The organism is Nitrospiria bacterium (genome assembly GCA_035517655.1).
In the GTDB taxonomy this organism is placed as follows: domain Bacteria; phylum Nitrospirota; class Nitrospiria; order JACQBZ01; family JACQBZ01; genus JACQBZ01.
Genome location: DATIYJ010000008.1, coordinates 108,910 through 123,487 on the forward strand (window position 1 = coordinate 108,910; position 14,578 = coordinate 123,487).

14 protein-coding genes are annotated in these 14,578 nt (G+C 60.1%); 5 read left to right on the top strand and 9 right to left on the bottom strand.

The window, feature by feature from the left end; genetic code table 11:
* Positions 1-61 precede the first annotated feature (61 nt).
* The 3 genes from VLY20_01280 to VLY20_01290 all read right to left on the bottom strand — a co-directional run bounded on the left by VLY20_01280 (position 62) and on the right by VLY20_01290 (position 4,165).
* Positions 62-2,824, bottom strand: a complete 2,763-nt coding sequence (locus tag VLY20_01280) for a pitrilysin family protein (protein ID HUK55272.1) — start codon at positions 2,822-2,824, stop codon at positions 62-64.
* A gap of 156 nt (positions 2,825-2,980) precedes the next feature.
* Positions 2,981-3,649 carry a hypothetical protein gene (locus VLY20_01285; protein ID HUK55273.1) on the bottom strand — a complete coding sequence of 223 codons (669 nt, stop codon included), beginning with the start codon at positions 3,647-3,649 and terminating at the stop codon, positions 2,981-2,983.
* Between the two features lie 9 nt (positions 3,650-3,658).
* Positions 3,659-4,165, bottom strand: coding sequence for a polymer-forming cytoskeletal protein (locus tag VLY20_01290; protein HUK55274.1), 507 nt, complete (start codon positions 4,163-4,165; stop codon positions 3,659-3,661).
* Between the two features lie 351 nt (positions 4,166-4,516).
* On the opposite strand from VLY20_01290, the gene VLY20_01295 reads away from it, so the two are divergent.
* A complete protein-coding gene (locus VLY20_01295; protein ID HUK55275.1) occupies positions 4,517-4,852 on the top strand; it encodes an arsenosugar biosynthesis-associated peroxidase-like protein in 336 nt (111 codons plus the stop codon).
* Positions 4,853-4,857: 5 nt separating this feature from the next.
* On the top strand, positions 4,858-5,847 hold the full coding sequence (gene arsS / locus VLY20_01300) for an arsenosugar biosynthesis radical SAM (seleno)protein ArsS (GenBank protein ID HUK55276.1): 990 nt from the start codon (positions 4,858-4,860) through the stop codon (positions 5,845-5,847).
* 199 nt (positions 5,848-6,046) lie between these two features.
* On the opposite strand, the gene VLY20_01305 is transcribed toward arsS, so the two are convergent.
* Together VLY20_01305 and VLY20_01310 are read right to left on the bottom strand one after the other, a co-directional pair.
* A complete protein-coding gene (locus VLY20_01305) occupies positions 6,047-6,727 on the bottom strand; it encodes a hypothetical protein (protein HUK55277.1) in 681 nt (226 codons plus the stop codon).
* 110 nt (positions 6,728-6,837) lie between these two features.
* On the bottom strand, positions 6,838-7,053 hold the full coding sequence (locus VLY20_01310) for a DUF2007 domain-containing protein (GenBank protein HUK55278.1): 216 nt from the start codon (positions 7,051-7,053) through the stop codon (positions 6,838-6,840).
* A 269-nt stretch (positions 7,054-7,322) separates the two neighbouring features.
* Between VLY20_01310 and ettA the strand changes: the two genes are divergently transcribed.
* The 3 genes from ettA to VLY20_01325 all read left to right on the top strand — a co-directional run bounded on the left by ettA (position 7,323) and on the right by VLY20_01325 (position 11,250).
* Positions 7,323-9,002 carry an energy-dependent translational throttle protein EttA gene (gene ettA / locus VLY20_01315; GenBank protein HUK55279.1) on the top strand — a complete coding sequence of 560 codons (1,680 nt, stop codon included), beginning with the start codon at positions 7,323-7,325 and terminating at the stop codon, positions 9,000-9,002.
* Positions 9,003-9,153: 151 nt separating this feature from the next.
* Positions 9,154-10,122, top strand: a complete 969-nt coding sequence (locus VLY20_01320; protein HUK55280.1) for a peptidase MA family metallohydrolase — start codon at positions 9,154-9,156, stop codon at positions 10,120-10,122.
* A 111-nt stretch (positions 10,123-10,233) separates the two neighbouring features.
* Complete coding sequence (locus VLY20_01325; protein ID HUK55281.1) at positions 10,234-11,250, top strand: diguanylate cyclase; 1,017 nt, start codon at positions 10,234-10,236, stop codon at positions 11,248-11,250.
* Between the two features lie 225 nt (positions 11,251-11,475).
* Here the strand turns inward: VLY20_01325 and VLY20_01330 are convergent, their stop codons facing one another.
* The 4 genes from VLY20_01330 to VLY20_01345 all read right to left on the bottom strand — a co-directional run bounded on the left by VLY20_01330 (position 11,476) and on the right by VLY20_01345 (position 14,516).
* On the bottom strand, positions 11,476-12,213 hold the full coding sequence (locus VLY20_01330) for an SIMPL domain-containing protein (protein HUK55282.1): 738 nt from the start codon (positions 12,211-12,213) through the stop codon (positions 11,476-11,478).
* Between the two features lie 77 nt (positions 12,214-12,290).
* Positions 12,291-12,800, bottom strand: a complete 510-nt coding sequence (locus tag VLY20_01335; GenBank protein ID HUK55283.1) for a DUF4395 family protein — start codon at positions 12,798-12,800, stop codon at positions 12,291-12,293.
* A gap of 142 nt (positions 12,801-12,942) precedes the next feature.
* Positions 12,943-13,449: a hypothetical protein gene (locus tag VLY20_01340; protein HUK55284.1), complete on the bottom strand. Its 507-nt coding sequence runs from the start codon at positions 13,447-13,449 to the stop codon at positions 12,943-12,945.
* Between the two features lie 173 nt (positions 13,450-13,622).
* Complete coding sequence (locus VLY20_01345; protein ID HUK55285.1) at positions 13,623-14,516, bottom strand: hypothetical protein; 894 nt, start codon at positions 14,514-14,516, stop codon at positions 13,623-13,625.
* Positions 14,517-14,578 lie beyond the last annotated feature (62 nt).

Sequence of the window (14,578 nt, forward strand, 5' to 3'; positions counted from 1 at the left end):
CTGTTCTCCCGCCAATACAAATACCGGTCCGACCGTTGCTTTCCCGACCCCGCGCCAGGTCTTACGGAGGCTTAGGACCTTCGGCCACCTGAACCAGATCGTCCGGGCGAAGCCACCGGGCAAAGGCCGCCTCGACCTGCTCGGTGGTGAGCTCAAGGTAACGGCGCCCGGCCTGCGTCGGCTCGTCCAGCGGCAGGTCTTGAGTCGACCGCGAGAGCAGCCCTCCGGCGATGGCGTCCGTGCTGGATTCGGACAAGGGGATTTCCCGGAGGAGCAGGGCCTTGGCCCGCTGCAGCTCGTCCGGAGTCACCGGCGCCGTCTGCATGTCTTTCAAATCGCGCACCACGATGGCGCGCGCCTTCGAGACATTGGGCGGGTCGCACGCGTAGCTCACCGTATAAAAAGCGCGCGTCTTGCCGACCTTGAAGGAAGAGGACACGAAATAAACCAGTCCCCCCTTCTCGCGCAGGTCTCGGTAAAGGCGGGTCGCGTAGAAGGCGCCGCCCAGCACATGGTTGCCCAGCTCCAGCGCGTAATAGTCCGGGTTGGACCGGACCAGTCCGAGCGTTTCCGACAGCGTGACCTCGTCCTGGACCTTGCTGGCGTCCGGCACGCTGGCGACGGCCGGTTTGTTGAGCGGCACCGGCGGCGGCTCTGTCTCGGGCTTGGGCCCCGCGGCCGCCCAGCGTCCGAAATATTTCTCGACCACCGATCGGGCCTCTTCGGGCGTCACCTTCCCGATGACCACGATGCTGGTCAGGTCGGGCCGGTACGTGGCGCGATAGTAGTCGTCCACGTCCTTGAGCGTCAGCGAAAAAAGGGTGTCGGGGTTGGCCTCGCGCAACACGGGATCGTTTTTGGGGAAGAGGGCGGTGTGCAGGGCCCGGCTCGCGAGATAGTCGGGACTTTGAAGTTCACCCGCCACGGCCGCGGCCTGTTGTCGCTGGACGATTTTAAACGCCGCTTCGGGCAGGGCCGGGTGCAGTTCGTTGTCGGCCAGGAGCCTCATCCCGCGATCGAACTGGTTGGCCAGCACCTGAAGGGAAAAATCTTCCCCCGCGGATTCACTTGCGCCAATGTCGTCCAGCGCGGTTTGGAAGGCCACGCGGTCCAGCGCGGTCGTCCCGAACGAAAAAAGCCGGTCCAGCACGTCGTCTAAGCCCTCCCGGCCTTGGGGCGTTTCCATGTCCGGGTTGTTTTTGACGTGACCGTAAACCGCCACCGTGTCGGTGATCGTTTCGGTCTGGACGATGAGCTTGAGTCCGTTGGGAAGCGTCGTCACGACGGGATGCACCGTGGACGAGGGAAGGGTAACCCGCTCGACGGCCTTCTCCGCCCAGTCCGGGAGTTCCACGGGCTGGAGCCTGTTCGACGCGAAGGACTCCTTGCCCCCGAAGGCGCTGGACGAGACCGGTTGACCCGAGGATTGCGGCGTGAGGACGGCGGTGACGGCGCGGTCCGGGTCCAGATATTCCCGGGCGACGCGGTCGACGTCCGCTGCCGAAACGTTCTCGATGGCCCGGACGTCGTCCGCAGGAGAGGTCCGGCCTTCGACGGCCAGCGCCTGGGACCAGGCCATGGCCAACCCGGACACGGAGTTTTTCTGGAACTCCGCTTCCGCCCGTTCATGCCGTTTGGCCGCCTCCACCAGATCGGCCGGGATCCCGTTCTTCACATCGTCGGCCAGGATTTTCTTGGTCTCTTCGATCAGGGCCGCTCCGTCGCCCCCCTTTGGAAACGCGGTCTCCGCGTAGGCCAGGCTGGCCTCGCGAAAGACGTCCAGGGAAAAATTCGCGGAGAGCGATTTTCCCGCCGGAACCAAGGCATAGAAGCTGCCCCGCTGGCTGCTCAAAACGTCCGCCAGCACCTGCGCCGCCGCGTAGTCGGGGCTGTCCGATCCCGGGAATCGGAGGGACAGGACGGCCACGCCGTACGGCAGGTCCGTATCGAGGTTCAGCGTCTCCGCCTGAACGGGCTCGAGACGGACGACCGGACGCTCCGGAAGATTCTTGGCCGGGATGTCGTCAAACTGGCTCTCGACCTCGGCCAGCGCCTGCCGGGGCGACACATCCCCCACGATCACCAGGACGGCGTTGTTGGGAACGTACCAGGTGTCGTGGAATCCTTTGAGCATCGCCCCCGTGGTTTTGTCGAACGAGGGGCGGCTGCCCAGCGCGTCGTGGGCGTACGGCGTGCCCTTGAACATGGATCCGAGGAGCCTCGTGTAGAAAACATATTCCGGATTGGAGAGATCTTGGGCCACCTCCTGTTCAATGGCGCCGCGCTCCTGCTGCCAGAGCGCTTCCGTGTCCAGGACGTCCCGCATGCGGCCGGCCTCGATGTGCAACGCCACGTCCAGATCGGCCGCGGGGACGGTGAAAAAGTACTGGGTGACCCTCTGTTGCGTGTCGGCGTCGAACATGCCGCCCATCGCCGCGGAGATGTCGGCCAGTTGATCGGCCGAAAGATCCGGGCTGCCGCGGAACATCATATGTTCCTGGGCGTGCGCGGTTCCGGGAAACCCTTCCGGAGCCTCGTTGGAGCCGACCAGATAATTGACAACCGTGGTGACCACGGGGGACAGCGTGTTCCGGACGATCACGACGCGCAGGCCGTTTTTCAGGGTCGCGCGCAGCACGTCGGCCCGCTCGTCCGTTTCCGGACGGGTGGCTTTGGGTGCGGCCGCGCAACCCAGCAGGAGCACCAGTCCCAGGGCGGTCCCCAACGCCGCGCAACCGGTCCGACGCCGCAACCCGCCCGCGGCGGGTCTTTCATCCGGGAAGATTTTGCCGTTCCGGGATAAGAAGCTTTCATTCCTAATCATGTTTTTCCCCGATCTGTGAAGGCGATGTTGGGCGACGGCGGAGCCGCCGTTCCGAGGGATCCGCACAAGGGGTCCGTTGAATTAGATTATATTATTTTTACGGGAAGGGATGCAATATCGTTCCGATCCATCGGCAGACCGAACCGCATGCGACGCCTATCCGGCGTGTCGCTGAACCAAGACCTCGCGCATTTGGTTCTTCAGAAAACAGGAGTTGACGGTGTCAAACCCGGGGAACAGCTCCTGGATTTCGCGGTTCTCGTAAACCCGTCGGGAGATGGGAGGGATCCCGAGGGGCGCATATTCGATCCGGTCGGCATGAAGGATCCGGTACCGGACAGGGGGCGGGGGGGAGCTGCGGTTGAAGTTAAAGAAGGCCAGCAGAAGCCCCTTGGGTTTCAGGGTTCGGGAGATCCCGGCGACGAGATCCTGCGCCTGGACGGGAGCAAGGTAGTCGAAGATGTCCCAGCACAGCACGGCATCAAACAAGGCCGGGGCGTAGTCCAGGGGTTCCAGGAGCGGCGGAGAGGATTTCTTTTTTTCGCTTCTTGACGCGGTCGAAGGAGGCGGCGCCGGTTTTAAGGACGAGATGTGGTCGTCCACGTAAATTTTAAAACCCCTCTGGACCAGCCACTCGATGTTCGGACCGCTCAAGCGCCCCAGATCCAGGACATGGGGTTTCGGAAGTCCCGAAACCATCTGGAGCAGCCGCTTGAGATTATTGGTGGCGTAGGTCTGTGGAGAGGCGCTTTCCCCCGAACGGCCCGGCGCGTCCCTCGCGGTCCCGGCGCGCGAGGTGGAAAGTTGTAGTCCGGGGATCAGCATGGATCATCCTTACGGTTTCACCGCCAGCAGCTCGGGCCTTGAAGCCGGCCTGTCGTCGCGATGCGGTTTGTCCTTCGCCGGGCCGGCTTTTCTTTCCATCTCGACGCTGCCCTTGAAGAAGGCCCCGTCCGCGATCACCAGGCGGGGCGCGGTGATATTCCCGCGGAGCTTTCCGGTCTCCCGGATCTCGACCGTTTCTTCCGCGGTGACGTTGCCCTGGACTTCCCCGATGATCGTGACCTTCTTGGCGTTGATGTCCGCCTTGATGTTTCCGTTGGGGCCGATGGTGAGACTGTTTTCCTTGAGCTGGATGTTTCCCTCGACGGTGCCGTCGATGGTCAGGTCTTCATTGCCGGTCAGCTCGCCCTTGATCTGGATGGATTGACCGATGATCGCGACTTGTCCCATTTTCTCCCTCCTTGATTCGGGGTTGTGTTTGACCGGTGGGTTCCCTTCCAAAGGATTCCTCGGTTGCGGCAGGATCTTATCCTCCGACTCGTAGTTCCAGTTCCACATAGATTCCTCCTTTCTTCTTTCTTTTCTGGCTTGTATTGTCCGCCGGACCCGCCCGGGTCGAACGCCCCGGAGAGTAAGGATGGATGACGCCGGCCATCGGGCCGTCGAGCCTCCAAGCCGATCCGGATCAGATAGACCATACTTAATCAAAACGAGGGCCGATGTCAAGTTTTTATGTCCGCGCCGGCCGAGCGGGCGTATTTCAAAATCGTTCAATTAAGGCTTCCATTGGAACGGCGCGGTCATTATAATAGACAGCATGAAGAAAAAATGGCCCCCGCCCGGACGGGCGTTTGTCGCGGCGGCGGGATTCACCCTTGGGGAAGACACAAAAGATAAAAGGAGCGCGAGATGGCGGATTACTACCAGTCGAAAGATCTGAGCCGCTTTGCCGAGGTCGGAAAGTTTGCGGGCGACCTGATGAAAAAGTTCTTCGATTATTATAACGAGGCGACCGGCAAGGACGGCGCGTTGACCAAGCGGGAAAAGGCGCTGATCGCGCTCGCCGTGGCCCATGTCAAGCAATGCCCCTACTGCATCGACGCCTATACCACCCAGTGTTTGGAGACCGGCTCGAACCCGGAAGAGATGACCGAGGCGGTCCATGTCGCGGCCGCGATGGAAGCGGGCATGACGCTCGTTCATGCCGTTCAAATGCACAACGGCCTCGAGCGCCAGGGAGGATAGCCCGGATGCAGGACGAAATCCGCTATCCCTTTGCGGCCGTGCTCGACCGCCACGGGTTGAAGCTGGCCCCCCTTTCCGTCGAGACGCTCCAGGTCAATGTGGGGAAACTCTGCAATCAGGCCTGCCAGCACTGTCACGTCGACGCCTCCCCTTATCGCACCGAGGAAATGGACCGCAGGACGGTCGACCAATGCCTGAACATCCTGAGGGACCATGGCGTCATCCGGAACCTCGACATCACCGGCGGCGCCCCCGAGCTCAACCCCCACTTCGATTATTTTGTGACGGAGGCGAGAACGATCGGCAAGCACGTCATGGTCCGCCACAACCTGACCGTGACCTTCGACGGCCACCCGGGGACGAAGGCGTCGAAAGAGCACCTGCCGGAGTTTTTTGCGCGGAATCAAGTCGAAGTGATCTCTTCGCTGCCGTACTACCAGGAGTATTTCACGGACAAACAACGGGGAAAGGGGGTTTTCCGAAAAAGCATCGAGGGCCTGAAGCGGCTCAACGCGCAGGGGTATGGAAAAGAAGGCGGCCCGCTGGTCTTGAACCTGGTGTACAACCCCGTGGGCGCTTTTCTCCCCGCGGCGCAGGCCGGCCTGGAGGCGGATTTCAAGCGCCGGCTGCATCAGGAGTTCGGAATTGTGTTCAACCGGCTCTACACGATCACGAACATGCCCATCCACCGGTTTAAAAAACAGCTGGAGCATCTGGGCACGTACGAAGCGTACATGACGAAGCTTTTGAACGCGTTCAACCCGTCCGCCGCCGAGGGGGTCATGTGCCGCTCGCTTCTCAGCGTGGGCTACGACGGACAACTTTATGATTGCGACTTTAACCAGATGGCGGAGATGCCGGTCCGGGCCGGCGAGCCGATGACGGTCTTCAATTTCGATTTCGACAAACTCATGAACCGCCGGATCCTTTTCGCCTCCCACTGCTTCGGATGCACCGCCGGCGCGGGCAGCAGCTGCGGGGGCGCCGTCGCCTGATGGAAACGATCTGATCCTGCTGCACCGGCGGGTCCTGTCCTTCGGCAGCCACATCCGTCCTCACTCCGAGCTCTCAGAGGGTTTTCCGGTGAACCGCACGAAAAACCCCTTGGCCTTTCCGTTGCGGGCGGACAGGGCGCCCCGCCTCCGGCCGCCCGCCGGAGTCCGCTCTCAAAGGATCGTCTGTATCAGACGTCCGTCAGGTTCCGGGCGAGAATTGATGTTCGGAGGGAACCGGGTTCGGCAATTCCGCGGCGCTCCCGTACGCGACGACGATTTCCTCGTGATCCGAAAGCCCGATGAGTCTCGGATCGCCCGCCACGGGGCCGCCGTTGATGAAAACCTTGATCGCGTTTTGGGCGTCCTCGCAATAGCCCCCGATGCATTTCGCGGTGAATCGGACCCCCCAGATGTCGAAAAATTGTCCGAGGGTGTAGTCCTGAACGGTGGGCGCTTCGATATGGATCTCGCCCGATTCGTCGTGCGTGTGGATGGGCGAGATGTACCGTTCGACCACGTTCACGCCGATCATGGCCGGAACCGGCACGGGTTTCCCGTGAATGAAGATGTCGATATGCTGGTGCACGTGCATCGCCGTGCCCTCCTCGAGCAGCGCGGGCAGGCCGATCATCTTCAAGCGGTCGCGAAGGTAATTGAGCTCCGATTTCCAGGGCGCGTCGCCCGACTGAATGCCGGGAAGCGTTTCGGGATTCACATGAAGGTCCGCCTTGGTGACCGTCTTCATCGTTTCCGGACGATTCATATAGAGGAAGACGCCGGCGAGCACGACCAACGCGGCGACCACGATCGCGACGGTCCGGTTCGAAGCGCGGCTTCCGGAGGTTTTCCGTTTGGGTTTGTCCTTGGTTTTTCGGCTCATGTCGTCGTCATCCCCCGCTTCATTGAATGGGTATCGGGACCGAAGCCCCGGCCGTTCAGAATGCCGATGAGATCATAACATAATTATTGCGGAGAATCCTATACTGTTTCTCACATGGGTTTAAAAAATCCATCGAGCAGTTCGCGGGCCTTCTCGTCATCCTCGTCCGCGACGACGATCTCTCTCGCGAACGCGCCCACGGCCGGGCCGGGGTACAGGCTTGAGAACTGCTCGTTGAGGATCGAAAACGGGATCCCGGCCTCCGCCAGAATTTCCTTGGCCAGGGCCCATTGAACTTCGTTGAGAACCAATTTAATGCGCTTCATGGCGATCCATCCCTATGACGGGCCCGCGACGATGAATCAGGGCCATGAAACAAGCTCCCCGCCGGTCATCGTGTGTCCGCCGGAACAACGGCACGATCATAGCAACTCCCGCGGGCCAAAGCAACGCGCGGAAGGATTTCGGCGTTCAAGGCCGATCCCTCGGAATTTGACATCCGGGAGGGGTCTGACTATGATGGGTCGACGCCCGAAGGACGTCGGCGGACGCGATCCCCGCATCCTACTCCATTGAACCCAAGGAAGGAACTCACGTGGCGACGTATCAGTTTATTTACACGATGAACAAGGTGACGAAGGTTGTTCCCCCCAAGCGGAAAATCCTCGAAGACATTTCGCTCTCGTTCTATCCCGGAGCGAAGATCGGGGTGCTGGGGCTCAACGGGTCCGGCAAATCGAGCCTGCTCCGGATCATGGCCGGGGCCGACCCCGATTTCTTGGGGGAGGCGAAACCGGCCAAGGGGGTGAAGATCGGCTATCTGCCGCAGGAGCCGCGGCTCGACGCCGCCAAGGACGTGCGGGGCAACGTCGAGGAAGGGGTCGCCGGCACGAAGGCGCTGCTCGACGAATTCAACGCGGTCAGCGCACGGTTCTCCGAGCCGATGTCGGACGACGCGATGGCGGCCTTGCTCGAGAAACAGGGCCGGCTTCAGGAACGGATCGATGCGGTCAACGCCTGGGAGCTCGACCGGCAGCTGGAGATCGCCGCCGACGCCCTCCGGATCCCGCCCTGGGACGCCGACGTGACGAAACTCTCCGGGGGGGAACGGCGCCGGGTGGCGCTTTGCCGCCTGCTGTTGTCGGCCCCGGACATGCTTCTATTGGACGAGCCGACCAACCATCTCGACACCGAGTCGGTCGCCTGGCTCGAGCGCTTCCTCAAGGAATTTCCGGGGACTGTTGTCGCCGTCACGCACGACCGGTATTTTCTCGACAACGTCGCCGGCTGGATCCTGGAGCTGGACCGCGGGCGGGGCATTCCCTGGGAGGGCAACTATTCCTCCTGGCTCGACCAGAAGACGCAGCGTCTCGCGCTGGAGGAGAAGCAGGAGACGGCCAAGCGCCGGGCGCTGGAGCACGAGCTGGAATGGGTGCGCACCGCGCCGAAGGGGAGGCACGCCAAGAGCAAGGCGCGACTGAGCGCCTATGAAGCCCTGGCGTCGGAGGAGACGCAAAAAAGAAACGAGACGAAGGACATCGTCATCCCGCCGGGGCCGCGCCTCGGGGACCTCGTCCTCGAGGCGGCCGATCTCAGAAAGGGCTTCGGCGACCGCCTCCTGATCGACGGCCTCAGCTTCAGCCTTCCGAAGGGCGGGATCGTCGGGATCATCGGGCCGAACGGCGCCGGGAAGACGACGCTCTTCAATCTGATCGCCGGGATCGAGAAGCCCGACGGCGGAACGCTTCGGATCGGCGACACGGTGAAGATCGCCTACGTGAACCAGTCGCGCGACACGCTCGACGACAAAAAGAACGTTTGGGAGGAGATTTCCGGCGGGGCCGACGTGATCCATGTCGGAAAGCGGGAGATCCCCTCGCGGGCCTACGTCGGCGGGTTCAATTTCAAGAACACCGATCAGCAGAAGCGGATCAAGGACCTCTCCGGCGGGGAGCGGAACCGGGTCCACCTGGCGAAGGTCCTCAAAAGCGGCGGCAATGTCCTGCTGCTGGATGAGCCGAGCAACGATCTCGACATCGAGACGCTCCGCGCGCTGGAGGAGGCCCTGCTCGATTTCGCCGGCTGCGCGCTGATCATCAGCCACGACCGCTGGTTCCTCGACCGGATCTCAACCCACATACTGGCCTTCGAAGGGGAGAGCCGCGTCGTCTGGTTCGAGGGGAATTACCAGGACTACGAGGCCGACAAACACAAGCGCCTCGGAACGGACGCCGACCAGCCGCACCGGATCAAATACAAGAAGCTGACCCGCTAAACCCGGCGGCCGATGCGGTGGTCATGGCGCACCGCCGTGCGATCTTTTTGCCGGCGTCGGACTGTAGCGAGCGTCCGACCGCCGGTGTGTTTAACGTGGAACGCGTTCGGCGGGGAGCCGCCGGCGGAGGCCGGCCGGAATTCGATCCAGGATGAATAGTTCGATCGCGGGCCGATTTTTCTGGTACTGGATCCTGCGGGCATCGATCCCAGCCGTAATACGGACTCTTTTTCTTCTCATCCTAACCCTTACCGCGCTCCCGAACGGTCCGGCGCTCGGGGGCGAGACGGGTTCCGTCGAAACGAACGAGGCGGTCATCCGTTACGATGAGCCCCTCGGCGGCGTGGCGAAGGAGACGGCGGCGGCATACCCCCGGGTCCTTCGGAATCTTGAGAGCCGGCTGGGATGGCGCCTGGGCTACCGTCCGGAGATCAGGATCGTCAAGGATCGGGAGGCTTTTGCCCAGATGGGGGCCGGGGCCTACGCGGTCGCCTTCGCCGCGCCCCGGCGCGGCCTGATCGTGATCGACAACAGCCGGGTGCGGACCGATCCCTTCAGCCTCGAGCCGATCCTCACCCATGAGCTGGCCCATCTCATCCTTCACCGCCATATTCCGGAAGAGGCTCTTCCGCGGTGGCTGGACGAGGGGACGGCCCAGTGGGTCAGCGGCGGAACGGCCGAGATCCCGCTGATGGAGGGGACCGGCCCGCGGCTCAAGCAGGCCGTCCTCTCCGGACGCTGGGTTCCCTTCCGTTCCCTGGCCGGGCCCTTCCCGGCGGACGACCCGGCCCTGTCCCTGGCCTACGAGCAGAGCCGGAGCTTCGTGGAGTTCATCGTCCGGCGCTACGGAAGCGCCGGGCTGCTCCGGATCCTGAACGGCTTGCGGGACGGAAAGGGGATCGACGCCGCCGTCGAGGGGGCGCTGCCGGTCTCCTTCGGGGAGCTCGAGGCCGCCTGGCGGGACCGGCTCAAACAGGAGGTGACCTGGATCGTCTACCTGAGCAACCAACTCCCGGTCCTTCTGTTCCTCCTCGCGGCGGTCCTCACCGTTCTGGGCTTCATCCGCTTCCTGATCCGGAAGCGAAACTACAAAGACGAGGACTGGGACGGAGAGGGATGATCCTCCGGCCGAGGAAGGCGAAACGAAAAGCTCAGGCCGCCTCCCAATCCGCCGGCCGTGAGCCATAAAATATAAGAAGCGAACAAAACCGGTCCGGGTTTGTGTGGTATCATGATGAAGGAAGCCGGGCGAGGAGGGAGGCGGTTCATCGATCGGGTGATGAAGAAGCGAACGGCGCGAAGAAAGAAGTCCGTATCCGGTCCGGCCAAGGCCCGCCGGGCGGAATTTCAGAACTCCCTCATTGAGGCGATCCGCGACGCCTCGCCGGATGGGATCCTCGTGGTCGACGAGCGGAATAACGTGGTCTCGATCAATAAGAAGTTTCTCGAAGCTTTGGGGATTCCCAGCTCTCGCGTCCGGTCCGGCCGCGTCGGCGCCGTTGTCGGTACGTCGGATCGGCCCATCCTGGCGATGGCGGTCGAGCGGGTCAAGGATTCGGAGGCCTTCCTCCGGCGGGTCAAGGAGCTCTATGCCGATCCCACACTGGACGACCATTGCGAGATCGAGCTGAAGGACGGCCGGACTCTGGAGCGTCATTCAACCGTTCTGCGCGGCGGAAACGGCCGCTACCTCGGCCGGGTCTGGTTTTTCCGGGACATCACGGAGCGAAAGCGGACGGAGCAATCCCTCAAGGATCTGGCCAGCCGCGATTTCCTCACCGGGGTCTCGAACCGGAGGCATTTCTTCGAGCGGGCGCGGGAGGAGCATGCCCGCTCACGCCGTTACGAAAAGCCCCTTTCCGTCCTGATGCTGGACATCGACCATTTCAAGCGGATCAACGACTGCTACGGCCATGCTCGGGGGGACGAAGTGTTGAAGGCCTTTTGCGAGGCGGGCCGGAGCCAGCTGAGAGAGGTCGATCTGTTGGCGCGCATCGGGGGCGAGGAGTTCGCCGTTCTGCTTCCCGAGACGGACGCGTCGGGCGCGCGAATCGTGGCGGAGCGGCTTCGGCAGTTTGTGGCCGGTCTGAAGGTCGGGACCGAGGGAGCCGAGATCCGCTGGACGATCAGCATCGGCGTGGCGGCCCTCGTCCCGGCCGACGCCACGATCGAGGAATGTCTGAAGAGGGCCGACAAGGCCCTTTATCGCGCCAAGGAAGGGGGCCGGAACCGGGTCGAGGTGTCTTAATCGGCGGAACGATTTTTCATTCCTGCACGATATTCCCGTCCCTCGGCGGGCGCGAAGGAGGGGACAGTAACAAAAGATTCTTCCCAGCGCCACCCAAAGCATCTGCGTTAAAAGATCATCCGGTCGGCCTAAATAGATTCGGGCGAGGGCGTCGGAATCCATCTGCTCATACCGTGCGATCAGGTGCTTGTACTGCAGCGGATTTGACCCCTTCATCGGTCACTCCTAACGGATCACCTCCACGGTCAGCGTGACGGCGGCGTCGATGTCCAATGTTCCGGCTTCGACCGGCGTCGCCGCGGCCTCCTTCGCGACCCCGGCGAAGGCTCGGTTGCGGAAAAAGGGCCTCGGACCCTGTTCGATTTCCTCGACCTCGAGGATGCGCTTGATCTTAACGCCGAGAGCGGATGCGATCGCGTCGGCCTTCGCCCGGGCTTCCCGGGAGGCCTGTTCCAAGGCCTTGAGTTGCACCGCGGCCTCATCCTTGAGGCTGAATTGAAGCCCCTGCATCTCATTGGCGCCGGCCTGGCTTGCCCGATCGATGATTTCGCCGACCCGTTTGATCTGATCCGTCTTGACGAGGATGATGTTGACGGCCCTGTAATGGGTGATGCTCGGGCTCCCGTTCCGCGTCCTCGTATAGACGGGATCAATCGAGTAACCGGCGGTTTTGATGTCCGCGTCGCGTCCGAGAAGCTCGTGAAGGGACTTGAGAACCGCATCGGCCTGCGCGGCGTTGTTTTGCGCGGCGGTCTGCGCGCTCGGATCTTCGGTGGCCACGCCGATCTGAATCTCGGCCCGATCCGGCTCGACCGTCAGCGCCGCAGCGCCGTGCGTGCGGATCACCGGCGGCCTGGACGGATTCATCCCGGCCGCTTCCTCCTGCCCCCGGACCTCGGCGGCCGGGAGGCTGAAAAGCAAAACCGCCGTCATTACGATTAAACAAAACGAAAAACGATTCATCGCGCTTCCTCCATATCTATTCCCCCACTTCCCTCGGCAGGCGCGGAGGAGGGGGCAACCCCAAAAGAGATGATCTTTTAATCGGCGCTCCGGGTCCATGGCAGCGTGCGGTTCGCAAACGAGCCCTCGCCCCGGAGGAGGAGAAAGATATAGGATCCCATACAGAACTTTCCGAAGATCAACGCGCCCAACGCCACGACGAGAAAGCCTTCCAGAATCCAGGCCGCGACCAGCCATTCTAATAGGAGGGAGAGGCCGATCCCGAGCATGAAGGAGGCCGCCATCCCCTGCGCGAAGCGCCTCGGCCCCGGCGCGGGCGTCAGTCGCGGGAGCCCCTTCGGGCCGGCGATGAGGCCGTTGTAGAGGGCATCGATCGGATTCAGCGCGGGGAGGAGCACGTTCCACCAAAGAACGGCCGAGAGAGTCAGGAAGACGGGCCACGCTTGAAAGACCAAACCGGAGACCACGATGATCCCGATCAGCCTCGGCTGAACCATCAGCGCAGTGTACTGGAATTCACAGGCCGAAGCGGTGGCGTTCCTAAAGCCCTGTTGTTGAATAAAGTTCAATTGAGCGGATCGTTCCATACGGGCCTCTTGTTTCCAATCTACTCCTTCTATCGGCTTCTTTTCAATAGCCCCATCCAACGGCAGACACAGAGTGCGAGCACCGTCCAAAACGTGTAGGGGCACGGCGCGCCGTGCCCCTACCATTCACCGATAGTCAAGTTCAAGATTTCTTCGGCATAAAGTATTCCGGCGGGTAGACCGTGATGACGGCCGGAGACGCAGCGTGACTAGTTCGCAATTCGACAGGAGCTTCGATCGCCGGATTGACGAACCGATAGGTCAAGATGCCGGCCAGAAGCGGCAGGACGAACACAATCGCAGCCCGTGCGATCCGATATCCTCGGTTTTTTCCCAGGAGCGTGTCCATGATGGTCTGTTTGAACTCATCCCATGATCGGTTCGTGGAAGAGATGAGAATAAACACGACGACCGTCAGCAGGCCCATATAGATAGAGATCAGGCTGGATGGCAGGGGCGGCCAGACAATGATTTTCAGAATGCCGTAGGCCGTAAACCAAATCAGCGCGGCCTGGGCTATGACCGGAAGCGGCCGGCCGATCTTTTTAAGGAGATGGTGACCGATGATAAACGCAAAAAACGCGACCGCCAGCACCAGTAGAAGCTGGACCGGCATCATTCCGACCAACCAAAAGGATGAGAGATTCATGGCGAACCTCCTGGGCGAGAATTAAGCGGTGACCACCCGCGTTAATTTTTAGAGGTGTTGACTGAGGAAGGAACAATATTATTTTAATCCCGGTAGGGGGGTGATGTCATCATAATTATTTCAGGGGGCAAATCGAATAGGAAGCGAGGAGGAGGAAAAATAAATAAATTATATCAATGAATCACCTGCACTCCAAATGTGCACTTGCTACACTTTACGACGTTGTTAGGTTTATCAATCCCAAACGTGTAACATCTTGGACAAATGTTTGTTATGACCCAAGTATTTAGAGAATCTATGAAACTTGAAAAATCGGCTTTGAGACTTTTCAGAATAGAGTTGAATTGTTTTTTGAATTTTGGATTTGGGATCAGTTCAAAATAATATGCCAAAACTTTTGATAAATTATCCTCCCAGTGTCCGTTGAGCTCATATGAGAGGTTGAATGGGAGGTAAGCATTACCAAGAACTTTTTGTGAAATTCCAACAAACAGATCAAAAATTGCCAAAAGTGTGAATAGATCTTCAAATCCTATCTTAGCTGGTTGAACATTAAATCTTAACACCTTTGTCTTTCTGGTTTTTTCTACGACACTGCCACTGAATCGCTTAGAATCTCCATAGCCATCTAATAATTTCTGCTTGTGTCCCAACATTGTCCAGTCTTGGCTGTAATGTACTTCAACTTTGTAAATGTGGTTGTGTGCGATCGAATCCCTCATTATCATGACTTCCTTTATAATTTCTTCAAATTTTCCTGTCGGAAAAATAGACGCTTTTTTCTTGAAAATTGTACTTAGATCCGATGCTACGTTTTTCCCAATCTTGCGTTTATCCAAATAAGCGATTCTATTTCTATATGCTTCTATTCCCAGTACGGTTAGTATGACGCCTGCAGTTGCATGGGTGTTCTCCCAAATACTTACTTGGAATTGTTTTCTTGTGAAGGGACTCTTACAGTATGGCTCAAACGCTTTTGATAATAAATCTAGTACCACACCATAACTGATGTAATTTGCTCCAACTACTGTAATTATCTTTTCCTTTCTGGCTATGCGGTTTGTCATTTGGCGGTTACACGTCTTATGAATAATTTAGGATTTTCAGATGTGTTTTTATACAAAAACCT